This window comes from Micromonospora sp. CCTCC AA 2012012, assembly GCF_040499845.1.
In the GTDB taxonomy this organism is placed as follows: Bacteria; Actinomycetota; Actinomycetes; order Mycobacteriales; family Micromonosporaceae; genus Micromonospora; species Micromonospora mangrovi.
This window is the reverse complement of sequence record NZ_CP159342.1, coordinates 5356159-5379443: the sequence shown is the minus strand read 5'-3', so window position 1 is coordinate 5379443 and position 23285 is coordinate 5356159. Positions and strand designations below refer to the sequence as shown.

The 23285-nt window shown below is 74.6% G+C and carries 22 protein-coding genes and 1 pseudogene; 14 read left to right on the top strand and 9 right to left on the bottom strand.

Annotation, left to right across the window (positions count from 1 at the left end; all coding sequences use genetic code 11):
* Positions 1-62: 62 nt before the first annotated feature.
* Positions 63-494, bottom strand: a complete 432-nt coding sequence (locus ABUL08_RS24100) for an OsmC family protein (protein ID WP_350932250.1) — start codon at positions 492-494, stop codon at positions 63-65.
* A gap of 133 nt (positions 495-627) precedes the next feature.
* On the opposite strand from ABUL08_RS24100, the gene ABUL08_RS24095 reads away from it, so the two are divergent.
* The 3 genes from ABUL08_RS24095 (at position 628) to ABUL08_RS24085 (ending at position 3206) form a co-directional block, all read left to right on the top strand.
* Positions 628-1386 carry a hypothetical protein gene (locus ABUL08_RS24095; protein WP_350932249.1) on the top strand — a complete coding sequence of 253 codons (759 nt, stop codon included), beginning with the start codon at positions 628-630 and terminating at the stop codon, positions 1384-1386.
* Between the two features lie 186 nt (positions 1387-1572).
* The gene (locus ABUL08_RS24090) at positions 1573-2394 is read left to right on the top strand and encodes an HAD family hydrolase (RefSeq protein ID WP_350932247.1); all 822 of its coding nucleotides are present in this window, start codon (positions 1573-1575) and stop codon (positions 2392-2394) included.
* On the top strand, positions 2394-3206 hold the full coding sequence (locus ABUL08_RS24085; RefSeq protein WP_350932246.1) for an HAD family hydrolase: 813 nt from the start codon (positions 2394-2396) through the stop codon (positions 3204-3206). Before ABUL08_RS24090 ends, ABUL08_RS24085 begins: the two co-directional genes overlap by 1 nt.
* A gap of 40 nt (positions 3207-3246) precedes the next feature.
* Here the strand turns inward: ABUL08_RS24085 and ABUL08_RS24080 are convergent, their stop codons facing one another.
* Positions 3247-3843: a bacterial proteasome activator family protein gene (locus ABUL08_RS24080; RefSeq protein ID WP_350932245.1), complete on the bottom strand. Its 597-nt coding sequence runs from the start codon at positions 3841-3843 to the stop codon at positions 3247-3249.
* Between the two features lie 85 nt (positions 3844-3928).
* On the opposite strand from ABUL08_RS24080, the gene ABUL08_RS24075 reads away from it, so the two are divergent.
* Positions 3929-4756, top strand: a complete 828-nt coding sequence (locus ABUL08_RS24075) for an alpha/beta hydrolase family protein (protein WP_350932244.1) — start codon at positions 3929-3931, stop codon at positions 4754-4756.
* Positions 4757-4804: 48 nt separating this feature from the next.
* Positions 4805-5998 (top strand): ABC transporter substrate-binding protein, encoded by a 1194-nt coding sequence (locus tag ABUL08_RS24070; protein ID WP_350932243.1) that lies wholly within the window; start codon positions 4805-4807, stop codon positions 5996-5998.
* Positions 5999-6065: 67 nt separating this feature from the next.
* Here the strand turns inward: ABUL08_RS24070 and ddaH are convergent, their stop codons facing one another.
* Positions 6066-6899, bottom strand: a complete 834-nt coding sequence (ddaH, locus tag ABUL08_RS24065) for a dimethylargininase (protein ID WP_350932242.1) — start codon at positions 6897-6899, stop codon at positions 6066-6068.
* Positions 6900-6958: 59 nt separating this feature from the next.
* Between ddaH and ABUL08_RS24060 the strand changes: the two genes are divergently transcribed.
* Positions 6959-7417: an Lrp/AsnC family transcriptional regulator gene (locus tag ABUL08_RS24060; RefSeq protein ID WP_350932240.1), complete on the top strand. Its 459-nt coding sequence runs from the start codon at positions 6959-6961 to the stop codon at positions 7415-7417.
* 55 nt (positions 7418-7472) lie between these two features.
* The gene (locus tag ABUL08_RS24055; protein ID WP_350932239.1) at positions 7473-9332 is read left to right on the top strand and encodes a beta-propeller domain-containing protein; all 1860 of its coding nucleotides are present in this window, start codon (positions 7473-7475) and stop codon (positions 9330-9332) included.
* Between the two features lie 76 nt (positions 9333-9408).
* Here the strand turns inward: ABUL08_RS24055 and ABUL08_RS24050 are convergent, their stop codons facing one another.
* The 3 genes from ABUL08_RS24050 to mobA form a co-directional block, all read right to left on the bottom strand.
* A complete protein-coding gene (locus ABUL08_RS24050) occupies positions 9409-10512 on the bottom strand; it encodes a T3SS (YopN, CesT) and YbjN peptide-binding chaperone 1 (protein ID WP_350932238.1) in 1104 nt (367 codons plus the stop codon).
* Between the two features lie 85 nt (positions 10513-10597).
* The gene (locus ABUL08_RS24045; RefSeq protein WP_350932237.1) at positions 10598-10855 is read right to left on the bottom strand and encodes a DUF6457 domain-containing protein; all 258 of its coding nucleotides are present in this window, start codon (positions 10853-10855) and stop codon (positions 10598-10600) included.
* Positions 10852-11451: a molybdenum cofactor guanylyltransferase gene (mobA, locus tag ABUL08_RS24040; RefSeq protein ID WP_350932236.1), complete on the bottom strand. Its 600-nt coding sequence runs from the start codon at positions 11449-11451 to the stop codon at positions 10852-10854. The genes ABUL08_RS24045 and mobA overlap by 4 nt, the downstream gene beginning before the upstream one ends.
* Before the next feature lie 84 nt (positions 11452-11535).
* Here mobA and fdhD point away from each other — a divergent pair, with 84 nt between their 5' ends.
* Entirely contained in the window at positions 11536-12396 is an 861-nt protein-coding gene (gene fdhD, locus ABUL08_RS24035; protein WP_350932235.1) for a formate dehydrogenase accessory sulfurtransferase FdhD, read from the top strand.
* 59 nt (positions 12397-12455) lie between these two features.
* On the opposite strand, the gene ABUL08_RS24030 is transcribed toward fdhD, so the two are convergent.
* Positions 12456-13511, bottom strand: a complete 1056-nt coding sequence (locus ABUL08_RS24030; RefSeq protein WP_350932234.1) for a DUF4192 domain-containing protein — start codon at positions 13509-13511, stop codon at positions 12456-12458.
* Between the two features lie 162 nt (positions 13512-13673).
* Between ABUL08_RS24030 and ABUL08_RS24025 the strand changes: the two genes are divergently transcribed.
* The 5 genes from ABUL08_RS24025 (at position 13674) to ABUL08_RS24005 (ending at position 20500) form a co-directional block, all read left to right on the top strand.
* A complete protein-coding gene (locus ABUL08_RS24025; RefSeq protein WP_350932233.1) occupies positions 13674-14588 on the top strand; it encodes a fructosamine kinase family protein in 915 nt (304 codons plus the stop codon).
* Positions 14585-15598 carry a GTP 3',8-cyclase MoaA gene (moaA, locus tag ABUL08_RS24020; RefSeq protein ID WP_350932232.1) on the top strand — a complete coding sequence of 338 codons (1014 nt, stop codon included), beginning with the start codon at positions 14585-14587 and terminating at the stop codon, positions 15596-15598. Before ABUL08_RS24025 ends, moaA begins: the two co-directional genes overlap by 4 nt.
* A 3-nt stretch (positions 15599-15601) precedes the next feature.
* Positions 15602-15847, top strand: a complete 246-nt coding sequence (locus tag ABUL08_RS24015; RefSeq protein WP_350932231.1) for a MoaD/ThiS family protein — start codon at positions 15602-15604, stop codon at positions 15845-15847.
* A gap of 11 nt (positions 15848-15858) precedes the next feature.
* Positions 15859-17211 carry a metallophosphoesterase gene (locus ABUL08_RS24010; protein WP_377522511.1) on the top strand — a complete coding sequence of 451 codons (1353 nt, stop codon included), beginning with the start codon at positions 15859-15861 and terminating at the stop codon, positions 17209-17211.
* Between the two features lie 94 nt (positions 17212-17305).
* On the top strand, positions 17306-20500 hold the full coding sequence (locus tag ABUL08_RS24005; protein ID WP_350932228.1) for a UvrD-helicase domain-containing protein: 3195 nt from the start codon (positions 17306-17308) through the stop codon (positions 20498-20500).
* 8 nt (positions 20501-20508) lie between these two features.
* Here ABUL08_RS24005 and ABUL08_RS24000 read toward each other — a convergent pair whose 3' ends face one another.
* Together ABUL08_RS24000 and ABUL08_RS23995 are read right to left on the bottom strand one after the other, a co-directional pair.
* Positions 20509-21201, bottom strand: a complete 693-nt coding sequence (locus ABUL08_RS24000) for an A24 family peptidase (protein ID WP_350932227.1) — start codon at positions 21199-21201, stop codon at positions 20509-20511.
* 11 nt (positions 21202-21212) lie between these two features.
* Positions 21213-22232, bottom strand: a complete 1020-nt coding sequence (locus ABUL08_RS23995; protein WP_350932226.1) for an EamA family transporter — start codon at positions 22230-22232, stop codon at positions 21213-21215.
* Between the two features lie 602 nt (positions 22233-22834).
* Between ABUL08_RS23995 and ABUL08_RS30705 the strand changes: the two are divergent.
* Positions 22835-23107 (top strand): annotated as a pseudogene (locus ABUL08_RS30705) (LppU/SCO3897 family protein); the annotation flags it as partial.
* Between the last annotated feature and the right edge of the window lie 178 nt (positions 23108-23285).

Genomic DNA, 23285 nt, shown 5'->3' with positions numbered 1-23285 from the left:
GACATCGCGACGGGCACCCTCCCGGGAACCGCGCGGGCCGCGCGCCCGCCCGGATCGCGACGTCAGGAGGCCAGGCGGGCGTTCAGGGTGATCTGGGCGCCCGGGGAGAGCAGCCGCGAGATCGGGCAGTTCTCCTTGGCCGCCTCGGCCAGCTTGCCGAACTGGGCCTCGTCCATGCCCGGGACCTGACCGACGGTCTCCAGGTCGATCCGGGTCACGGTCATGCCCGCGTCGGTCTTGTCGAAGTGGACCTTGGCGGTGGTCTCCACCGAGGTGTCGGTCGCGCCCGCGTCGGCGAGCTGCTTGGAGAGCGCCATCGAGAAGCAGCCGGCGTGCGCGGCGCCGATCAGCTCCTCGGGGTTGGTCCCCTCGCCCTCCTCGAAGCGCGACTTGAACGAGTAGTTTCCGGTCAGTCCACCCTTACCGGTGCGGACGGTCCCGGCACCCTCGGTGAGGTTGCCCTGCCAACGTGCGGAAGCGGTACGGATAGGCATGCCCCGACGCTAGCCGAAACCGGACGCGGGTGCACCGGGCAGCACGTACGCGCACGTCGGACTTGCCGTGCCTGTGGTCGCCTGACGGCTGTGTCATGATTCGGCTCTGGCCCGCGCACGCGGAAGGGTGGCCATGTCGCAGGATCTCCCCGTTCCCAGGCAGGACAGCCGGTCCGACGACACGACCGTCGTGGAGTGGGGGGACACCGGGGCGACACCCCCGGCCCGGTTCGGGCGTACCCTCGCCGGCCTGCGCGGGGACCGCCGGCTGCCCCCGGTCCTGGCCGGGCTGGGCGCGGTGGCCGCGGTGGGCTCGCTGGTCGGCGAGTGGCTGGTGATGACGGTCCCGAACGGCGGTCCCGAGGGCAACACCCCGATCCGGGTGCCCGCCGGCGTCTCCGACGTGGCCGGCTTCGGGGTCGGCTACCTGGTGGGGCTGCTCGGCCTGGCGGTCGCGGTGGCGCTGGCGCTCTGCGGCGGGACGGCCGCCGTCCGGCGCAACGCCCGGGTGGCCGGTCTCGGTCTGGCGGCGGCCGTGCTGGCCGTCCTGGCCGCGACCGCGCTCTCCCTGGACGACTCGGGCCAGCGCACCCTGTTCTACTCCTCGGAGGAGGGCTTCCGGGTCGAGTACGGACGCGGCCTGGTCACCGCCTTCCTGGCGACCGCGCTGCTGGCGGCGGCCCTGCACCTGTCCGGCCGGTCCGCCGTCGACCCGGCGGAGTCCGCGCCCGACGGCGAGCCGGACGACCGGCCGGAGGGGGCCCGGGGGATCGAGCCGCCCGTGCCGGACCGGCGTCGCCGGGGGCGGCGCGCCGACGACCGACCGCCCGCGCCGGCCGACCTGACGGTCCAGCCGACGGTGCCGTTCGCCCGCCCCGAACCGCCGCTCTGACGGCTCACCGGCCCACGGACCGGGGACGCCCGCCGGTCACCGGAGGGTCACCCCGGGTTGGTGCCCGATTCGTCGGGAAGCCGTGGTTGCGGCCCGTTCCGCGAGGTACGGTTGCTGCCCGCCGTTCGTGGCCGAGCACCGACGACCAGCACGGCCGGCGTGACGGCGGCGGGCGAAGGAGGAACGATGACCCGCCCGGGACTGCCCAAGCTGATCGCCACCGACCTCGACGGCACGCTCGTCCGCAGCGACGACACCGTCTCCGCGTACACCCATGAGGTGCTCGACCGGGTCCGGGCCGCCGGGATCCCGGTGGTGGGCGCCACCGGTCGGGGGCCGCGGCTCACCGAACTGACCCGCAACGACATCCGCGCCGCCGACTTCCTGGTGATGGCCGGGGGTGGCCGGGTGGTCGACCAGAGCGACCCGGCCGGCCCGCTGGTGCTGCGCGACGAACGGCTCCCCGCCGAGGTGCTCGCCGGGCTGCTGGCCGACCTGGAGGCCGAGGTCGGCCCGCTGACCGTGATGGTGGAGGCCTCCGACGAGCACGACGCGCCGCTCTGGGGCGACTACCACCCGAGCTGGCCCTACCAGGACCGGTTCGAGGCGCGCAGCCGGGCCGAGTGTCTGTCCTGCGACGTGATCAAGGCGTTCGTCCGGACCGCCGACCACCACGTCGACGAGCTGCTGGAGGTCGCCCGGCGGATCGTGCCGCCGCAGGTGGCCACGCTCACCCAGGCCGGCCTCGACTTCGTCGAGATCTGCCCGCCCGGGGTGGACAAGTCCACCGGGCTCAGCGTGGTCGCGCACACTCTCGGGGTCGATCCGGCCGAGGTGCTGGTCTTCGGGGACATGCCCAACGACCTGCCGATGTTCGCGTGGGCCGGCTGGGCCCGGGTGGCCGTCTCGAACGCCCACCCCGCCGTCCGGGCCGCCGCCGACGAGGTGACCCTGCGCAACGACGACGACGGGGTCGCGGTCTATCTGGACCGACTACTGTCCCGGTGATGCGAGAGGTACCCCGGCTGGTCGCGACCGACATCGACGGCACCCTGATCGACGACGAGCGGATGCTCAGCGCGCGTACCGCGGGGGTGTTGCAGCGGATCTCCGCGGCGGGCACGCCCGTCGTGCTGGTCACCGGCCGGCCGATCCGCTGGCTGCAACTCGTGTACGACCAGCTTCCCACCCCGCTCCCGGCGATCTGCGCCAACGGGGCGGTGGTCTACGACCCGGTCACCGACGAGGTGCTGCGGGCCGACCCGTTGGCACCGGAACTGCTCGCCGAGGTGGCCCGCCGGCTGCGGGCCGCCGTGCCCGGGGTGAGCTTCGCGGTGGAGATCGTGGACAGCCGGCAGATGCGGCACGAGGCGCACTATCCGCTGCGCTGGGACGCCGACGCCGACGCCATCCGGGCGATCGGGTCGCCGGAGGAGCTGCACTCCGTACCGGCGGTGAAGTTGCTGGCGCGGGCGGGTGAGCAGGACCCGGACGCGTTCGTCCGGGTGGTCGCCGGGGCGCTCCAGGGGCTGGCCGAGGCGACCCACTCGTCGTATTCCGGGCTGGTCGAGATCTCCGCCGCCGGGGTGACCAAGGCGGCGGGGCTGGCCTGGTACTGCGCCCGGCTCGGCATCGACGAGCGGGACGTGCTGGCCTTCGGTGACATGCCGAACGACGTGCCGATGCTCACCTGGGCCGGTCGGGCGGTGGCGGTGGCGAACGCGCACCCCGCCGTCCTGGAGATCGCCGACGAGGTGACGGCGGCGAACTCCGCCGACGGGGTGGCGGCGTATCTGGAGAAGGTCTTCGGGCTGGCCTGAGCGGGCCGGGCGCCGCGCGATGCGCGACGCCCGGACCAGGTCAGAGGTACTGGCCGGTGCTGTGGCCCTCGCCACCCTGCGGCTGGCCCATGCCGGGCATCCCCGGCATGATCCCGCCCGGCCCGCTGGGGAGCGCCTGCCGGCCGGAACGCATCTGCTCCAGCTGCACCCGGGCGGCCATCTGCTGGGCCACCAGCGCCGCCTGGATGCCGTGGAACAGCCCCTCCAGCCAGCCGACCAGCTGGGCGTGGGCGATCCGCAGCTCACCCTCGCTGGGCGCCTGGTCCTCGGCGAAGGGCAGCGAGAGCCGCTCCAGCTCCTCGCGCAGCTCCGGGGCGAGGCCCTCCTTGAGCTCGACGATCGAGCGTTCGTGGATCTCGCGCATCCGGTGCCGGCTCGCGTCGTCGAGCGGAGCGGACTTGACCTCCTCCAGCAGCTGCTTGATCATGCTGCCGATCCGCATCACCTTGGCCGGCTGTTCGACCAGGCGGGTGGGGTCCTCGCCGTGGCCCTCCTCGGTCGGCACGGCGCCGACCGGCCGGCCGTCCGGGCCGACCACCACCACGGTGCCGGGGATGCCCTCCTGGCCCGGCTCGTCATTCTGTCCAGCTGAGCGCGCGTCGGTCATGGGAACCATCTTTACCCAGCGCCCGCCCGGCACACCCGCCGGGACCGGCTCCCGGGACGGACCGGCCCGCCCGGGTCGCGCTACCGTCGCTGGCATGTCCGCAGACCCGCGCGCCGTGCTGACCCGGCCCGCCCCGGCGCCGGACGTGACGGTCGCCTACGGCGACCACCCCGACCAGCTTGCCGATCTGCGCCGACCCGCCGGCAGCGGCCCGCCCCGCCCGCTGGTGATCGTCGTGCACGGTGGTTTCTGGCGTACGGAGTACGACCGGAGCCACACCGGCCCGATGGCGGCGGCGTTGGCCGCGCTGGGCCATCCGGTCGCCCAGGTCGAGTACCGCCGGACCGGACAACCGGGCGGCGGCTGGCCGGGCACGCTCACCGACGTGCTCGCCGGGGTGGCCGCGCTGCCCGGGCTGGCCGCCGAGGCGCTGCCCGGCCGGGTGAGCGCCGCACCGCCGATCCTGGTCGGCCACTCGGCCGGCGGACACCTGGCGCTGTACGCGGCGGCACAGGCCCCGGCCACGGTCGGCGGGGTGCTGGCGCTGGCCCCGGTGGCCGACCTGGCCGAGGCGTACCGGCTGGACCTGGACGGTGGGGCGGTGGCCGCGCTGCTCGGCGGTGGCCCGGCCGAGGTGCCGGACCGGTACGCGGCGACCGATCCATCGGCATTGGTGCCGATCCGTGTACGCACAGTAGTCGTGCATGGGGCGCTGGACCGCCAGGTCCCGCTCGGGATGAGCCGTTCCTGGGTCGCCGCAGCCCGGGCGGCGGGCTCCCCGGTCACGCTGGTTGAGCTGCCCGAATCCGAGCATTTCGGGCTCATCGCACCGGGCTCGACGGCATGGCCGACGGTGCTCGACGCGTTGCGGTCCCTGCACGATGATCTTTCCGGCATTGACGCAGCGTCGCCAAGCAGGTAGAACGCCGGTGGGGCGGTCAGCCCTGCCAGCGCGTGTGGAAGGAAACCGGTGTCGCAGATGAACCGTAGGCGGGCACTCCAACTGCTGGCCGCACTCGGCACCACGGGACTCGCCGCCGGCTGCGGCAGCGACTCCGGAAGCGCCGCGAAGGAGTCCGGCAGCCCCGTCAAGATCGGGCTGATCGCGCCGGGCGGGAACGACCCGATCGGTGACGAGATCACCAACGGCTTCCAGCTCTTTCTCGCCCTCAACGACCAGCGCCTCGGCGGCCACCCGGTGACCCTGGTCCCCGCCGACGAGGGCACCAGCGTCAAGAGCGCCCAGTCCGCCGCCGACCGGCTGCTCAAGGAGGGCGTGATCGCCCTCACCGGCGTGGCCGGCTCGACCGCGATGTCCGGCATCCGCGACATGGTGGAGCAGGCCCGGGTGCCGCTGATCGGCTCCAACGCCTCCCCGGCCAGCCTGCAGAGCGTCGTCTACATCTGGCGCACGTCGTACGTGCTCGACGAGCCCGGTCAGGCGCTCGGCGACTACCTCCGGCAGACCCTCAAGGCCGGCGAACGGCTGATGATCATGGCGCCGGAGGGGCAGGGCAGCCTGGACGTGATCGCCGGCTTCCGGCGGGCCTACGAGGTGGGCGGGGTGCGGCTCACCGAGGCACCGATCCTCACCAGCACCAGCACATCGAAGGCCGACTTCTCCCCCTACATCGTCCGCGCGCTGAACCGCCGGCCGACCGCGATCTTCTGCCACTACTCGGGCACCGCGGCGGTCAACTTCATCAAGCAGCTCTACGCCGAGGGCTACCGGGGCCGGATCTTCGCCCCCGGGTTCCTCACCGAGGGCCCGGTGCTCGACGCGCTGGAGAGCGAGACGAGCGCGATCGAGCGGTACGGCATCGACACCGCCCTGAACTACTCCGCCGACCTGAACAACAACGCCAACCGGCTCTTCGCGTCGGCCTACCGCAAGACCTACAACAACTCGCCGACCACCTACGCGATGGCCTCGTACGACGCGGCACAGGTGCTGGACAAGGCGCTCCGGATCGCCGGGGCGGACCCCAACCCCCAGCAGCTCAACCTGGCGCTGGGCAAGGTCGGCCAGATCGACAGCCCGCGCGGCACCTGGCAGTTCAACCAGCCGCGTACGCCCCAGCAGAAGTGGTACCTGCGCCGGGTGCAGAAGGACGGCCAGCTGCTGTCGAACGTGGTGATCAGCGAGTTGGCCACGCTCGGCTGAGCGCGACCCCCGTACGCCGACGGGCCGGCCTCCCGCGCGGAGGCCGGCCCGTCGTTCGCCGTGTCGGTCAGTGGCGCAGCTCGGCGATGCAGCACTTCACGCTGCCGCCGCCCTTCTTCAGCTCGGCCAGCTCCACCGGGACCGGGTGGTAGCCGGCCGCCTTCAGCTTGCCCGCCAGGCGGCTGGCCTCGCTGTTGAGCACCACGTTGAGGCCGTCGCTGACCAGGTTCAGGCCGAAGGCCAGGGCGTCGGAGTCGTCGGCGTGCACCGCGTCGGGGAAGAGCTGGGTGAGCACCCGCTGGCTGGCCGCCGAGAAGGCACCCGGGTAGTAGACGACGTTCTCGTCGTCGATCGACGCGAGCGCCACGTCCAGGTGATAGAAGCGCGGGTCGACCAGGCGCAACGACACCACCGGCCGGCCCAGCGCCTCCTGCGCCTCGGCGTGCGCCGGCAGCTCGGTCCGGAAGCCGTGCCCGGCCAGGATCAGGCCGCCGTGCGCCTCCGGCAGGTACGCGAAGTCGCCCTCGCCCTCGTTGGTCTCGCTCGGCGCGATGAACCGCCAGTCCTGCGACTCGTAGAACGCCCGGTGCGCGGCGGCCTCGGCGGCCCGCTGCTCGTGCTTGAACTGGGCGCCGTAGACCGTCCCGTCCACCACGAAGGCGCCGTTGGCCGCGAAGACCATGTCGGGCAGCCCCGCCTCGGGCGTGAGCAGGTGCACCTCGTGGCCGAGGCCGACGAGCGTCTCCCGCAGGCGGTCCCACTGCTTGACCGCCAGCGCGGCGTCGACCGGCGCGGTCACGTCCATCCACGGGTTGATGGCGTACTCGACCGCGAAGTGCTCAGGCGAGCACATGAGATATGTCCGCTTTCGCGGGACTCGCTGCTGGTTCACGGTCACCAAGAGTAGGTACGGTAGAACTTTGGTAACAGCCACAACCATTGCTTCCCGAAGGCGGAACGTTGCAGATAGACGCGGTCGACCAGCGAATCATTGCGTTGCTCGTGGCGGACGCCCGCGCGTCGTACGCCGACATCGGCACCCGGGTGTCACTCTCCGCCCCCGCCGTCAAGCGACGGGTCGACCGACTCCGCTCCACCGGCGTCATCCGGGGCTTCACCGCCGTGGTCGACCCGGCCGCCGTCGGCTGGACCACCGAGGCCTTCGTCGAGCTGTTCTGCGCCGGCCGGACCACCCCCGCCCAGATCGGCGCGGCGGCCCGCCGGCACCCCGAGGTGGTCGGCGCGTACACCGTCTCCGGCGAGGCGGACGCCCTCGTCCACCTCCGCGCCGCCGACATCTCCCACCTGGAGGACGCGCTGGAACGGCTGCGGGCGGAGTCCTTCGTGACCTCGTCCCGCAGCACCATCGTTCTCTCCCGGCTGGTCGAGTCGCCCGGCGTCGGCCCCTCCACCACGTGATCCCCGCCTCGGGGCGGACGGGAACCGGAGCGGGTCGGACGCCGTCGAACCGGACATGAAACGGGTGACCGCCTCCGCCGCGACCGGAACCCTGCTCGCCCTGAGCCTCCTCGCCGGCAGCGGCGTCGCCCCCGGGACGGCCGCACCCGACCCGGCCCCGTCCACCGTCCGGCTCGTCGCCTACGACTCCTGCGCGGAGGCGCTCGCCGGACTGCGGGCGGCGGCCACCGCCTCGGTCGGGCCGTGGGGCTTCGGCGCCGGCTGGCGCGCCGCCCTCCTCGACGACCTCGCCACACCGGCCGGCGTCGCGGCCCGGCCCGACGCGGCGGGCAGCACCGCGCCCGAGCACTCGCAGACCAACAGTCACGAGCCGGGCGCGGACGAGCCGGACCTGGTGAAGACCGATGGTCGGCGGATCGTCACCGTCACCCGGGGCGTGCTGCGGGTGGTCGACCCGGCCACCCGGCGACAGACCGGGCAACTCGACCTCGTCGACGGGCAGCCCGCCCGGTGGTGGCCCGAGGCCGACCTGCTACTGCACGGCGACCGCGCCCTGGTGCTGCTCCGCCCGGGCGCACCCGAGGTCGACGGCCCGGCAGGTCGCCCCGCCCGCGCCGACGGGCCACAACTGCTCCTGGTCGACCTGACCGGCCGGCCCACGGTGGTCGGGACGTACCGGATCCAGGGGAGCCTGCTCGACGCGCGGCAGACCGGCGCGACCGCCCGGGTCGTGGTCAGCTCACAGCCGCGATTCCCCTTCCCGTACGACGAGCGGCGCGACGACGCCGAACGGACCGCCGCGAACCGCGCGGTGATCGCCCGCGCCGGCCTGGACGCCTGGCTGCCCCGCTACGAGTGGACCGCCGACGGGGAACGCCACGTCGGGCGGGTCGGCTGCGACCGGCTCAGCCGGCCGACCACCGGCAGCGGCGTCGGGCTGCTGACCGTGCTCAGCTTCGACCTCGCCACCGGTCGCCTCGGCGACGGCGACCCGGTGAGCATCGCCGCCGACGCCGACACCGTCTACGGCACGACCGACGCCCTCTACCTCGCCGGGCCGGCCGGGCCGGTCCGGCAACCCGGGTGGACGGGGCCACGCCGGGCCGGGCCCGAACGCACCGCGATCTACCAGTTCGACGCCACCGGCCCCGGCCACCCCCGCTACGTGGCCGCCGGCAGCGTGCCCGGCACGCTGCTCAACCAGTACGCGCTCTCCGAGTGGCGGGGCCACCTGCGGGTGGCGACCACCTCCACCGAACCGGGGACCGGGGTGACCGGGTCCGCCGTGCAGGTGCTCGTCCGCCGCGGCGACCGGCTCGCCGGTACGGGCCGACTGGGCGACCTCGGCCGGGGTGAACGGATCACCTCCGTCCGTTTCCTCGGCGGCACCGGTTACGTGGTGACCTTCCGCCGGACCGACCCGTTGTACGTGGTCGACCTGACCGACCCCGCCGCGCCCCGGCTCACCGGCGAACTGAAGATCACCGGCTGGTCCGCGTACCTGCACCCGGTGCCCGGGGACCGACTGCTCGGCGTCGGCCAGGAAGCCGACGACCTGGGGCGGGCACAGGGACTACAGCTCTCCCTCTTCGACGTGCACGACCCCGCCCACCCCGGTCTGCTGGCCCGGCACCACCAGCCGTACGACACCTCGGCCGCCGAGTTCGACCCGCACGCGTTCCTCTTCGAGCCGGCCACCGGCCTGGTGGCGCTGCCCGTCACCGGCGGCGGCCTCCGCCTGCTCACCGTCACCGACCGGGCGATCCGTCAGGTCGGCACGGTCACCCACCGGCAGGGCGGTGCGGTCACCCGGTCGCTGCTGGTGGACGGCACGCTCTGGACCGTCTCCGGGACCGGGCTGGCGGCCACCGACCCGGCCACCGCGCGTGACCTCGCCTGGCTCCCCTGGACCTGACGCACACCTCCCACGCAGATCCAGCGAAACACGCGCTTTCGCTGAATCTGTGGCGTCGGGGTTCGTGCGGGTGGGGTCAGAGGTACATGCCGGTGCGGTGCTCGTCCGACGAACGGGTCGGCTTGTCCCCCTCGCCGAAGAAGCGCTTGCCGCCGAACTCGCCGTGCAGCCGGTCGTCCAGCTCGTCGGCCAACCCGGTCATCACCTGCACGGCGAGCATCAGGTGGGTGGCCTGGAAGTTGCGCCCGAAGACCGGGATCGACGCCCAGACCGTGTCGTCGGCGCAGTAGAGCCGGCCGATCGGCATCCGGTTGGTCAGCTCGGAGAGCTTGACGTAGAGCCGCTCGGTCGGCTCGACCTCGGTGAGCACCGGGGAGAAGACGTCCACCAGCGGCGGATTGTCGCGGACCCGGACGAAGACCATCGCGGAGCCGGCCCGGATGTTGATGTCACCGTCGGAGTCGACCTGCAACTGGTCCGACTGCGACTTGAGCATGGTGGAGACGACGGTGCGGACCCGCTCCTCCAAGGCCAGCACGTCGTTCTCACCGGCCTGCGCGGTCGCCGCCGCGGCCAACGCCTCGTCGAGGTCCGCCTCGACGTCCCGGTCCGGGCCGAACTCGCTGCGCGCGGTGCCCAGCGGCTCCACCGGCAGCGGCTCGCCCTCCGCGTCGTGCACCAGATAGACCAGGAACGCCGGGTGCGGCGCCCCGTAGACGTCGCGGAGCGTGCGGGACAGCACCGCCGCGAGCCGGCTCGACTCGCTGGTGGGAGCGTCCAGGCCGAAGTGCTCGCCCGAGCCCGCGACCACGCCGGGCGGGGACCAGCCGAGCGCGACCATGTCGGCCACCGCCGCCCGGTCCAGCCGGTAACCCGGCGGCAGGGTCGCGTTGCCGACCGCCCGCGCGGCGAGCCGCCCCTCCGCGCCGACGTCCACGCTGATCGAATAGACGGCGTCCCCGGTGCCGGAGGCGGTCGGGTCGAGGGTCAGCTCGACGTGCGCGCCGGTGGGCAGCGCCCGCAGCCGGTCGGCGAGCGCCCGGGCGAAGTCCCGCCACGCCTCCGTCACCTTGGCCCGCAGGTCGGCCGTGGTCGGCTCGTCCAGCAGGATCGACTCGTACTGCTCCGGCGTCTCGCCGGCGCGGTCATCGGTAGGTGCCGAGGGGTGGTCTGCCGTCATGATCGCCTCCGTCCGTCACCGCCACCCTACCCACGGGGGACGGGGGTCGAATCAGCCCGGACCGGGATCGGACACCCTCCCGGGGTCACCCGGCGAGGCTGGTCCCGTCGAGCTGCACCGGCCAGCTCGCCGCGAGCCCACTGAGCCGGGAGGCCGCCGTGGCGAGGTCGGCGCCCCGACCGACCGCGAGCCCCAGCAGGTAGGCGCTGACCGGGGCGCCGGGCCGCAGCACCTGGTGGGCCACGTCCTTGGCCAGGTCGAGCACCACCGGCACCGACACCTCGGCCGGGTCCAGCTCCAGCTCGGCGCAGGCCGCCGTGACCCACTCGTCCATCACCGTCATCGTGTCCACTCCTCGGCCCGGCGTACGTCCTCGTCAGTGTCGCAGTCGAACCAGGGCGGCGGACCCGAGCCCGACCACGGCACCTCCAGCACGGTCAGCCCGCCGAGCAGCGCCCGGAACGGGGCCCCGTCGAGCGTCCCGCCGCGCTCGGCGGCGAGCCGGTCCAGGGCGGCCCGCAGCGCGGCGACCCGCCACACCCCGCAGAGCTGCTGAAGGCGGCCGTCACCATCGAGGTGGCAGACCCCGTCGGCGGTCGACCCGGCGAGCCGCCGGAGCAGGTCGGCCACCGCATCGGCGGTGAGCAGCGGCAGGTCGCCGGCGAGCAGGGCCACGGTGGTCGTACCGGGGTCGAGCAGGGCCAGTCCGGCGGCGGTGGCGGCGACGGGTCCGCCGCCGGGAGGCTGCTCGCGGGTCACCCGCACCCCCGGGGGCGCCCCGTCCACCGGCCCGACCAGCACGCGTGGTTCCGCGTCGGCGACCGCGGCCAGCACCCGGTCCCGCATCGGCCGGCCACCGACCGGGAGCGCGGGCTTGTCCACCCCGCCCATCCGCCGGGCCGCGCCTCCCGCGAGCACCACCGCCGCGTACGTCGTCACCCGCCCCACGCTAGCCGCGCCGCCCGGTGGCCGCCGACCACGGTCGCCGTGCGGATCCCCGGGTGGGCGGGGCAGGATGGCGGGATGGGACGGGCGACTGACCGGCGGGGCGTGCAGCGGATCGACCTGGACGCGGCGGGGGACGGACGCGCCCGGGTACGCCGCCAGGACACCCTGGCCGTCGAGGAGCCGTTGGAGATCCGGGTGGGACCGGGAGGTCCCGGCCGGCGCAAGCCACTCGCGGTGACCATGCGGACCCCCGGCGACGACCTCGACCTGGCGATCGGCTTCCTGCTCACCGAAGGGCTGATCGGCTCCGCCGACGACGTGCACACCGCCCAGCTCTGCGCGGGCGCGGACACCCCGAACACCTACAACGTCGCCGACGTGGTGCTCGCCCCGGGCGTGCCGCCGCCCGTCACCGACGTCTCCCGCAACTTCTACACGACCAGTTCGTGCGGGGTCTGCGGCAAGGCGAGCATCGACTCGGTGCGGACCCGGTCGCGCTTCGCCGTCGTCGACGACCCGCTGGTCGTGCCGGCCGACACGCTGGTCGCGCTGCCGGATCGGCTGCGGGCGGCGCAGCGGGCCTTCGACCGCACCGGTGGGCTGCACGCGGCCGGGCTCTTCACCGCCGCCGGTGAACTGGTGGTGCTCCGCGAGGACGTGGGCCGGCACAACGCGGTGGACAAGGTGATCGGCTGGGCGGTGCGGGAACGCCGGCTGCCGCTGGCCGGGCACGTGCTGCTGGTCTCCGGCCGGGCCAGCTTCGAGCTGACGCAGAAGGCCTGGATGGCCGGGGTGCCCCTGCTGGCGGCCGTCTCGGCGCCCAGCACCCTCGCCGTCGAGCTGGCCGACGAGGCGGGGATGACCCTGGTCGGCTTCCTGCGCGGCCGGACGATGAACGTCTATACCGGGGGGCAGCGGCTGAGCGGCACCGACTGAACCGGCCGGGTGACGCCACGACGACGGCCGCCGGGCCACGCTGCGGCACCGGGTCGGCATCAGATCGTCCGGCGGGAGACACCGCGTCGGCGGGCCCGTCGACGGATCACGCCGGGCAGGCCGACCGCGGGCCAGCCGTCCAGCTCGGACGGGGGCACGCCCCGGCGGAGCAGGTCGTCCAGGAGCAGCGCGAGCGAGTAGTCGGGGTGGGTGGCCAGCACCCGTTCCAGCGCCACCGCCGCGAGCGCACCCAACCCGGCCCGCCAGGCGGCGAAGGCGAGCAGGCTGCCCGGAGCGGCGGTCAGCTCCGGCTCGGCCCGGCGCAGCACGTCGGTCCAGAGGCTGATGTCGGCGTCCCGCCCGTCGGTGCGTTCCCAGGCGTGGTCGCGCACCGGGAGCCGGGTGAGCAGGACGGTCAGCCAGGCCGCCTCGTCGTCGGTCAGCCGCTCGCCCCGCCGGTGCCGCCGCAGCGCGACCCGGAGCGCGGCGACACCGGCCGAGCGGACCGACCGCCCGCCGACGGGCGGGGTCTCGTCCGCCTCCTCGGTGAGTGCGGCGAGCCGACGGCGGGCCCGGGCGGTGGCCTGCCGCATGGCGACCCGGACCGGCCCGTCGAACGGGGCCACCTGCGCGGTCAGCGCCGCCCGGTCGGGGAGGGCGACCTGCCCGGCGAAGACGGCCGCCGCGCTGACCTCGCTCGCCCCCGGGTCGTACGGGGTGCCGTCGGGCGGGCAGCAGTCCGGCTCGATGCAGAGGTAGGACCACCAGCGCCCGTCGGTCACCCGGAGCGCGTCGAGGACGAGCAGGCCGGCCTCGCCCAGCGCCTCGCCGACCGCGTCGACCGTCGGGGTGACCCGGGAGGCCGGGCCGTACCCGACGACGGTGGCGGCGCCGGCGCCCTGTCGGGAGATCACCCCGGCGAGGTGCCGCGCCGCCGGCTGAGGGTCCGCCGCGGGTGGGGGCAGGTCGGCCCGGGCGGCGAAGACGACCTGCCGGCCACGCATCGCCACCACCACGACGCTGTCGGCGGGATGGAAGCCGAGCAGGTACGGCACGGCGGCGATCAGGTCGGCGGGCGAGCGGACGGCGAGCCGGGGGCGGTCGGTCGGAGTCATGTCGGGAGCCTGCGACGGGGAACTGCCCCACCGACAGGCCCTGTGGACGACACGCTGGTTGTCCACAGATACGGAGAGTATCGATGCAGGTCGGAGCGATTCGGCACCCGCCGCGGAGCGGCACCACCCACGCCGCCGGGCGGGACGGGCTACGTTGCGCTCATGGACCTGGCCTATCTGCGGGCGCATCCGGAACACCTGCCGACCTTCCTGACCCATCAGCGGATCCGGGAGACGCCGGTGTCCGGCGGTGACATCTGTGCCGCCTCCCGGCTCACCCTGGACGACGGCCACTCGGTCTTCGCCAAGACCTGGCCGGAGACGGCGGGACGGCCGGTGCCGGAGGGGTTCTTCGCCACCGAGGCGGCCGGGCTGCGCTGGCTGCGCGAGGCGGGCACGGTGGCCGTACCGGAGGTGGTGGTGGCCCTGCCCGGGCTGCTGGCGCTGGACTGGGTGGACAGCGGCGAGCCGACGCCCGAGGCGGCCGAACGGTTCGGCCGGGAGCTGGCCGGGCTGCACCGGGCCGGCGCGCCCGCGTTTGGGGCGGAGTGGACCGGCTTCATCGGCGCGCTGCCGCAGGACAACACCCCGGAGCAGGGCCCGTGGTGGGAGTGGTTCGCCCGGCGTCGGCTCCAGCCGTACCTGCGGATGTCGGTGGAGAACGGCGCCCTCACCGCCGCCGAGACCGACCTGGTGCAGGAGGTCGTCGAGCGGATCGCCGAGTTCGGCGGCGACGAGCCGCCGGCCCGGATCCACGGTGACCTCTGGCCGGGCAACCTGCTCTGGGGCGTCGACGAGCGGGTGTGGCTGGTCGACCCGGCGGCGCACGGTGGGCACCGGGAGACCGACCTGGCCCAGCTCGCCCTCTTCGGTGGCCCGCCGCACCTGGACCGGATCCTGGCCGCGTACGACGAGGCGTGGCCGCTGGCCGACGGGTGGCGGGCGCGGGTGCCGCTGCACCAACTCCACCTGCTGCTCGTGCATACCGCGCTCTTCGGCGGGGCCTACCGGGACGCGGTGGGCAGCGCGGCCCGCGCCGCGCTGCGTGGCGCCGGACGCGCTACGGTCGACAGGTGACCGCCGCCCCGACCACCGACGGGGTCCTCGTCGACCGGTACGGCCGTGTCGCCCGGGACCTTCGGGTCTCGCTGACCGACAAGTGCAACCTGCGCTGCACGTACTGCATGCCGGCCGAGGGGCTGCCCTGGCTGGCCGGGCCGCAGCTGCTGACCGACGACGAGATCGTCCGGCTGGTCCGGGTCGCGGTGCAGCACCTCGGCATCACCGAGGTCCGGTTCACCGGCGGGGAGCCGCTGATCCGGCCCGGGGTGGTCGGCATCGTGGCGGCCGTGGCGGCACTGGAGCCCCGCCCCCGGATCTCGGTGACGACCAACGGGATCGGGCTGGCCCGGCTCGCGCCGACCCTGCGCGCCGCCGGCCTGGACCGGGTGAACGTGTCGCTGGACACCCTCGACCGGGAGCGGTTCGCCGCACTGACCCGCCGGGACCGGCTGGCCGACGTGCTCGCCGGCCTGGCCGGCGCGGCCGAGGCGGGCCTCACCCCGGTGAAGATCAACTCGGTGCTGATGCGCGGGGTCAACGACGACGAGGCCCCGGCGCTGCTGCGCTTCGCCCTGGACCACGGCTACCAGCTGCGCTTCATCGAGCAGATGCCGCTCGACGCGCAGCACGGTTGGGACCGCGCCACCATGGTCACCGCCGACGAGATCCTGGCCGCCCTGGCCCGGGAGTTCGATCTCACGCCGGACCCGGCCGCCCGGGGTGCCGCGCCGGCCGAGACCTGGCTGGTCGGCGGCGGTCCCGCCACCGTCGGCGTGATCGGCAGCGTGACCCGGCCGTTCTGCGGCGACTGCGACCGCACCCGGTTGACCGCCGACGGCCAGGTGCGCGCCTGCCTCTTCGCCACCGACGAGTCCGACCTGCGCGCCGCGCTCCGGGCCGGCGCCGACGACGCCGACCTGGCGGCCCGCTGGCGTACGGCGATGTGGGGCAAGCGCGCCGGCCACGGCATCGACGACCCGACCTTCCTGCAACCCGCCCGACCGATGTCGGCGATCGGAGGCTGACCGGTGGAACTCACCGTCCGCTACTTCGCCGGAGCACGGGCCGCCGCCGGTCGCTCCGAGGAGTCCGCATCCGCCGGGCGCTGCCTGGACGAACTCCTCGACGAACTCACCGAGCGGCACGGCGAGCGACTCGCCACCGTGCTGAAGGCGGCGAGTTTCCTGGTCGACGGCGTGGCCTGCCATGATCGTCGGGCACCGCTGCCGGCCGGGACGACGGTGGACGTACTGCCCCCCTTCGCCGGGGGCTGAGGAGGCGCACGGTGTTGGCGATGGCGACCTTCGTGGGCTTCGCGGTGCTCGTCACCGCCCTCATCCACCTCTATCTGTGGAAGCGGCTGGTCCGGGACACCACCGGGCCGGGCCGCTGGCGCCGCCTCGGCGGCCTCGTGGCGCTGCTGCTGGCGCTGCTGGTCCCGGCCACCATGGCCGGCACCCGCAGCGGCATGTACTGGTTGGCCTGGCCGGGCTACCTCTGGCTGGCGCTGATGTTCTATCTGCTGGTGCTCCTGCTGGTGCTGGAGGTGCCGGTGGCGGTGGCGAAGCTGGTGCTGCGCCGCCGCGCGGCGGCCACCGCGCCGGCCGTCACCGCGCCGGAGCTCGCCCTGGTCGGCTCCGGGTCCGCACCGGCCCGACCCGGCCCCGACTCCGCACCGGCCCGCCCCGGATCCGGGTCCGCGCCGGTCGAGGCCGAGTCCGCGCCGGCCGGGACCGCCGGCCCCGCAGACCCGCCGCCCGCCGCGCCGGCAGGGGCGGCGGCGGACCAGCCGGACCACGACCCGTCGCGGCGGCTGCTGCTGGCCCGGGGCGCGGCGATCTTCGCCGGCCTGACCGCCGCCGGCGTCACCGGGTACGGCGTCCGCACCGCGATGGGCCCACCGCAGCTCGACCGGGTACGGATCCCGCTGGCCAAGCTGCCGCGCAGCATGGACGGCCTGCGGATCGCCACCGTCTCCGACATCCACCTCGGACCGCTGCGCGGACGGGCGCACACCGAGCGGATCGTCGAAATGATCAACCGGATGGACGCGGACCTGGTGGCCGTCGTCGGTGACCTGGTCGACGGCTCGGTGGCCGAGCTGGGCGAGGCGGCGGAGCCGCTGCGTGACCTGCGCTCCCGCTACGGCAGCTTCTTCGTCACCGGCAACCACGAGTACTACTCGGGCGTGGAGGAGTGGGTCCGGGAGGTCGACCGGCTCGGGCTGCGGGTGCTGCAGAACGAGCGGCTGGAGATCCGGTCCCGGGGCGGCGTGCTCGACCTGGCCGGGGTGAACGACGTGAGCGCGGCCGGCACCGGTCTCGCCGCCCCGGCCGACTACGCCGCCGCGCTCGGCGACCGCGACCCGAGCCGCCCGGTGGTGCTGCTGGCCCACCAGCCGGTGGCGGCGCACGAGGCGGCGAAGTTCGGCGTCGACCTCCAGCTCTCCGGGCACACCCACGGCGGCCAGATGGTGCCCTTCAACCTGGCCGTGAAGCTCCAGCAGCCGGTGGTGTCCGGTCTGGGTGAGGTGGACGGCACCAAGGTCTACGTGACCAACGGTGCGGGCTTCTGGGGGCCGCCGGTCCGGGTCGGCGCGCCGCCGCAGGTCACCCTGGTCGAGCTGCGCGCCCCATAGCGTGTCGGAGCCGCCCGGTCCAGCACCGGATTGCTCAGGTCACGCGTACGCGTGGCGGCGCACGGGTAGTGGACCGGCCGTGACAGGATGCGGCGTGCCTCCGTTCAGCGCCGTACCCCCCGGTGGCCTGCCGTCGTTCGTCGCGGACCTGCACATCCACTCGAGGTATTCGCGCGCGTGCAGTCGTGACCTGACCCTGCCGAACCTCGGCTGGTGGGCCCGGCGCAAGGGCATCGGCGTGCTCGGCACCGGCGACTTCACCCACCCCGCCTGGTACGACCACCTCCGGGAGACCCTCCAGCCGGCCGAGCCGGGGCTGTACCGGCTGAGCGCCGACGCGGAGCGGGACATCGCCCGCCGGCTGCCGCCGCGCCTGGCGAGCGCGGCCGAGGCCGACCCGGTCCGGTTCATGCTGAGCGTGGAGATCTCCACCATCTACAAGCGGGACGACCGGACCCGCAAGGTGCACCACCTGATCTACCTGCCCGACCTGGACGCGGTGGCCCGGTTCAACGCCGCGCTCGGGCGGATCGGCAACCTCGGCTCGGACGGCCGCCCGATCCTCGGTCTGGACTCGCGGGACCTGCTGGAGATCACCCTGACCGCCAGCCCGGACGGCTTCCTGGTCCCGGCGCACATCTGGACGCCGTGGTTCTCGGCGCTGGGTTCGAAGTCCGGCTTCGACGCGATCGCCGACTGCTACGCCGACCTGGCCGAGCACATCTTCGCGGTGGAGACCGGCCTGTCGTCCGACCCGGAGATGAACTGGCGGGTCGGCAGCCTGGACGGCTACCAGCTGGTCTCCAACTCGGACGCGCACTCGCCGCCCGCGCTGGCCCGGGAGGCCACCGTCCTGGACTCGGCCCGCGACTACTTCGCCATCCGGGACGCGCTGCGGACCGGTGACGGGCTGGCCGGGACGATCGAGTTCTTCCCGGAGGAGGGCAAGTACCACGCCGACGGGCACCGGCTCTGCGGCGTCAACTGGGCGCCGGAGCGTACCCGCGCGGCGGGTGGGCGCTGCCCGGAGTGCGGCAAGCCGCTGACCGTGGGGGTGCTCAGTCGGGTGGAGGAGCTGGCCGACCGGCCCGAGGGGCACCGGCCGGCGCACGCCCGCCCGGTCACCCACCTGGTGCCGCTGGCCGAGATCCTCGGCGAGCTCAACAAGGTGGGCGCCCGGTCGAAGCGGGTCGAGGGGAAGCTCAACGACCTGGTCGCCGCGCTCGGCCCGGAGCTGGAGATCCTCACCGCCACCCCGCTGGACGAGATCGGCCGGGTCGGTGGGGAGCTGCTGGCCGAGGGGATCGGGCGGCTGCGCCGCGGTGACGTGCGCCGAGTTCCCGGCTACGACGGCGAGTACGGCGTGATCACCCTCTTCGACCCGGCCGAGCTGGCCGGTGGCGGGACCTCGGGCACCCAGGACACGCTCTTCGACGTACCCGTGCCGGCGCAGCGACGACCGGCGGAGCCGGCGGTGAAGGCGAAGGCCGGGCGCCCGGCGGCGGCCCGGGCCGAGCCGAAGCGGAAGGCCGCGCCGCCACCGCCCCCGCCGATCGCGCCGGTGCCCTCCCCGCACGAGCCGTTCGAGCCGATGCTCGCCGGCATGGAGGAGGTCGGCACCGGCCTGCTGGACCGGCTGGACGCGATGCAGCGGGTGGCGGCCTCGGCACCGGGCGGGCCGCTGCTGATCGTGGCCGGCCCGGGCACCGGCAAGACCCGGACGCTGACCCACCGGATCGCCTATCTCTGCGCGGAGCTGAACGTCTTCCCCGAGCAGTGCCTGGCGATCACGTTCACCCGGCGGGCCGCCGAGGAGCTGCGGCACCGGCTGGACGGCCTGCTCGGGCCGGTCGCCGAGGACGTCACGGTGGGCACCTTCCACTCCCTCGGGCTGGCCATCCTGCGGGAGAACGCCGAGGCGGCGGGGCTGCCGGCGGACTTCCGCATCGCCGACGACACCGAACGGGCGCAGGCCCGGTCCGAGGCGGGCACCGACGACGCCGGGTACACGGCGCTGCTGCGCAAGGACGACCTGGTCGACCTGGACGAGCTGCTCACCCTGCCGGTCGCGCTGCTGAAGGCGGACCGGAAGCTGGTCCAGGAGTACCGCGACCGCTGGCGGTGGATCTTCGTCGACGAGTACCAGGACGTCGACGCCGTGCAGTACGAGCTGCTGCGCCTGCTCAGCCCGGCCGACGGCAACCTCTGCGCGATCGGCGACCCGGACCAGGCGATCTATTCGTTCCGGGGTGCCGACGTCGGCTACTTCCTGCGTTTCTCGCAGGACTTCACCGACGCCCGGCTGGTCCGGCTGAACCGCAACTACCGTTCGTCCGCGCCGATCCTGGCCGCGGCGGTGCAGGCGATCGCGCCGTCGTCGCTGGTGCGCGGTCGTCGACTGGACCCGGCCCGGCTCGACCTGGAGGCCCCGCTGGTCGGCCGCTATCCGGCGGCCACCGTCGCCGACGAGGCCGACTTCGTGGTCCGCACCGTCGACGAGCTGGTCGGCGGCCTGTCCCACCGGTCGCTGGACTCGGGTCGGATCGACGGCCGGTCGACCACGCTCTCCTTCTCGGACATCGCCGTGCTGTACCGCACCGACTCCCAGGCCGCGCCCATCGTGGACGCCCTGTCCCGGGCCAACATCCCGGTGCAGAAGCGCTCGCACGACCGGCTGCGGGACCGGCCCGGGGTGCTGGCCATCGCGCGTGAACTGCGGCACGCCGACGGCCTCGACGGCGCGTTGGCCGCCCGGGTCCGGCTGGCCGGGCAGGTGCTGGCGGAGCGGTTCGCCGTACCGACCCTGGACGGCACGGGCACGGTCCGCCCCGAGGACGTCCGTACGGCGGTGGACCTGCTCACCCCGCTGGCCCGGCGCTGCGGCGACGACCTCGGGCTGTTCCTGTCCCAGCTTTCGACCGGCGCGGAGGTGGACGCCCTCGACCCGCGCGCCGAGGCGGTCACCCTGCTCACCCTGCACGCCGCGAAGGGCCTGGAGTTCCCGGTCGTCTTCCTGGTGGGGGCCGAGGACGGGTTGCTGCCGCTGCGCTGGCCCGGCACCGAGCAGGACGAGGACGCGGTCGCCGAGGAGCGGCGGCTCTTCTTCGTCGGCCTGACCCGCGCCCAGGACCGGCTGTACGTCAGCCACGCCGCGCGCCGGGTCCGGCACGGGGCGGAACGCGACTGCCGCCCGTCGCCGTTCCTGGACGTGATCGACCCCGGCCTCTTCGAACGCTTCGGTGAGGCGGAGCCGCGCCGCCCGAAGGACCGGCAACTCAGGCTTATCTGAGCGGCGGGTCAGCCGAGCAGCACCGCCAGCCAGAAACCGGCGAGGAGGGCCGGGCCGAAGGGCAGCGGGGTGTCCCGGCGTACCCGACGGGTGGCGAGCAGCGCGAGCACGGCCACGCCGTTGAGCAGGTGCGGCAGGAGCAGTCCGAGTCCGAGGGTCGGCCAGCCCAGCCAACCGAGCGGCAGGCCGAGCGCGGCGGCGAGCTTCACGTCACCGAACCCGAGCCGTGAGCCGGGCAGCAGCGCCAGCACGACGTAACCGGTGAGGGAGAGCGCCGCGCCGGCCAGCGCCGGAGGCAGCCGGTCGGCCGCGCCGGTGACCAGCGCCGCGCCGACGAGCCCGGCACCCCCGCCCACCGCCACCGCGGCCACCAGCGGGTCCGGCAGCCGCAGGCAGGCCAGATCCACGGGTACGAGCACCAGCCCGACCGCCGCGACCAGCAGCAACGCCGGCAGCGCCGGGTCGGCGCCCCGGTCGGCGGCGAGTCCACCGAGGACCACCGCGCCGACGGCTGCCCCGACGACCGCCGTCCACCCGGGTCGGGGCCGCCCCGTCGGCGGCGACGTCCCTGGCCGGACCGGTGGCCCGTCCGGCGTCGCGTGGGGCGGCCGGGCGGTGGTGAACCGGCGGGCCACCGTCGGAGCGGCGCCGCCGGCCAGGGCGCCGAGCAGCGCCACGGCGGTCACCAGTCCGGCGGACACGAGCCGGGATGTTACCGGCGGTTCGCCGCCGGTTCCGCCCCGTCGACCGGCCGGCGGGGCCGCTCGGTGCTCACCACCAGCGCCACCCCGGCCACGATCACCGCGCCGCCCAGCAGCACCTGCGCGGTGACCGGCTCCGCCGCGACGAGCGCGCCGAGCGCCACCGCGACCGCCGGATTGACGTACGCGTAGGTGGAGACCAGGGAGATCGGCGCGTGGTGCAGCAGCCAGACGTACGCGGTGAAGGCGACCAGCGAGCCGGCCACCATGAGGTACGCCAGCGCCCCCCACGACCGGCCGGTCACCTCGGCCGGGGAGAAGTCGCGCAGCTCGCCGCGGAGCAGGGCGAGCACGGCCAGCGCGGCGGCACCGGCGACCATCTCGTAGACGGTGGCGACGAAGGGGTCGGCGGGCATCCGGATCCGGTTGGAGAGGAACGAGCCGACCGACCAGCAGGCGGCACCCACCACCACGGTCAGCGCCCCGGCCAGCGGCACCGCGCCGGAGCCACCGGTGGGGAGCACGAGCAGCACCAGGCCGAGGAAGCCGAGGGTCACCCCGGCGAAGGTCCAGAGTCGGGGGCGGTCGCCGGTGAGCGTACGCAGCAGCACCACCAGCAGCGGGACGGTCGCCACCAGCAGGGCGGCGATCCCGGAGGGGAGCGCGACGCCGGGCGGCCCGGATTCGGCGAGCACGACCAGGCCGTTGCCGCCGGCGAGCAGCAGCACCCCGACCAGCGCGGCGGAGCCGAGTTGGCGCCGGTCGACCCGGAGCGCACCCGGTCCCCGGCGGAGCAGCAGCACGACCGCCAGCACGAGCGCGGCGGCGGCGAAGCGGAGGGCGGCCGAGGCGAGCGACGGCAGCGACTCGACGGCGATCCGGATGGCCAGGTAGGTGGAACCCCAGAGAACGTAGACGAGGATCAGGCCGGTCCAGATCAGGGCCGGTCGGGTGGGGGTGGCGACCTGCCCCGGCGCGGCTCCGAGGGAACCGGGACCGGTCGGCGTCGCACTTGCGGGGCGTGAGCTCATCGGTGGACCACGCTACGGTGGCCTCGGCGTCGGCGTCGCCTCTTGGTGGCCGGCCTCTCAACACTGGCGCACCCGGGAGGGCGTTGATGACGAACTTCGGACCACCGGCCGGCGGCTCTGGAGAGCCGTGGGGTGGCGGACGGCCCGACGACTCGTACGGCCGCCCGGCACCCGACCCGCGCTACGAGCCGCCGTACCAGCGGTCGACGGGGGGCTGGGACGAGCCGGCCGCCGGCAACGGCTGGGACGCCGGTCCACCGGACCGCCAGCCGGCCGCCGCCCCGGCGTACCCGCCCTACCAGCCGTACCCGACCGACCCGCAGTCCGGCTACCCCACCGGCCCACAGTCCGGCTACCCGGCCGACCCGTACGCCCGGCCGGCTGCGGCTCCGTACGCCGAGCCGACGCCGCCGCCGAAGCGGGGGCGGGGTCCGCTGATCGCGGTGCTCGCCGCGCTGGCGGTGCTGGTCCTGGGCGGCGGGGCCGCCGTGGCGTTCCTCGGCCGGGACGACCCGCCGCCGGCGGGGACGACGCCGACCGGGCTGCCCTCGGTGTTCGGGGAACCGACGGCGGCGGCGACCGAGCCGGCCGCCCCGGCGTCGAGCGCGCCCGCCCCGCAGTCGTCGGCCGACCCGCGCTTCGTCAAGGTCGGGCAGTGCGTCCGCAACGAGGGTCCGGCCGGCGGCAAGCCGAAGCTGCTGATCAGCGCGTGCGGGGCGAAGACCTATCAGGTGCTGCGGCGTTTCGACGGCGCCACCAGCGGTGAGAAGGACGCCCAGGCGAAGTGCGCCAAGGTCACCGGCTACACCAACTGGTACTTCTTCGACAGCGAGTTGGACACCCTCGATTTCGTGCTCTGCCTCAAGCAGCGCTGATCCGCCCCTCACCCCTGGGAACTGCATGTCAACCTACGGTCCTTACGACTCCGGTCCCCCCGACGACCCGTACCAGCGCCCGGCCGGTCCGCCGCCGGTCGACCCGACGCTGCCGCAGTGGGGGCCGCCCCCCGAGCCGCCGACCACTCCCTTCCCCGGCCAGCAGCCCACCGCCGGC

What these genes read in the sequence shown, in the direction of transcription:
- ABUL08_RS24100 (WP_350932250.1), bottom strand. Translation starts at nt 494, where the DNA reads ATGCCTATCCGTACCGCTTCCGCACGTTGGCAGGGCAACCTCACCGAG.
- ABUL08_RS24095 (WP_350932249.1), top strand. Translation starts at nt 628, where the DNA reads ATGTCGCAGGATCTCCCCGTTCCCAGGCAGGACAGCCGGTCCGACGAC.
- ABUL08_RS24090 (WP_350932247.1), top strand. Translation starts at nt 1,573, where the DNA reads ATGACCCGCCCGGGACTGCCCAAGCTGATCGCCACCGACCTCGACGGC.
- ABUL08_RS24085 (WP_350932246.1), top strand. Translation starts at nt 2,394, where the DNA reads ATGCGAGAGGTACCCCGGCTGGTCGCGACCGACATCGACGGCACCCTG.
- ABUL08_RS24080 (WP_350932245.1), bottom strand. Translation starts at nt 3,843, where the DNA reads ATGGTTCCCATGACCGACGCGCGCTCAGCTGGACAGAATGACGAGCCG.
- ABUL08_RS24075 (WP_350932244.1), top strand. Translation starts at nt 3,929, where the DNA reads ATGTCCGCAGACCCGCGCGCCGTGCTGACCCGGCCCGCCCCGGCGCCG.
- ABUL08_RS24055 (WP_350932239.1), top strand. Translation starts at nt 7,473, where the DNA reads ATGAAACGGGTGACCGCCTCCGCCGCGACCGGAACCCTGCTCGCCCTG.
- ABUL08_RS24050 (WP_350932238.1), bottom strand. Translation starts at nt 10,512, where the DNA reads ATGACGGCAGACCACCCCTCGGCACCTACCGATGACCGCGCCGGCGAG.
- ABUL08_RS24045 (WP_350932237.1), bottom strand. Translation starts at nt 10,855, where the DNA reads ATGACGGTGATGGACGAGTGGGTCACGGCGGCCTGCGCCGAGCTGGAG.
- fdhD (WP_350932235.1), top strand. Translation starts at nt 11,536, where the DNA reads ATGGGACGGGCGACTGACCGGCGGGGCGTGCAGCGGATCGACCTGGAC.
- ABUL08_RS24030 (WP_350932234.1), bottom strand. Translation starts at nt 13,511, where the DNA reads ATGACTCCGACCGACCGCCCCCGGCTCGCCGTCCGCTCGCCCGCCGAC.
- ABUL08_RS24025 (WP_350932233.1), top strand. Translation starts at nt 13,674, where the DNA reads ATGGACCTGGCCTATCTGCGGGCGCATCCGGAACACCTGCCGACCTTC.
- ABUL08_RS23995 (WP_350932226.1), bottom strand. Translation starts at nt 22,232, where the DNA reads ATGAGCTCACGCCCCGCAAGTGCGACGCCGACCGGTCCCGGTTCCCTC.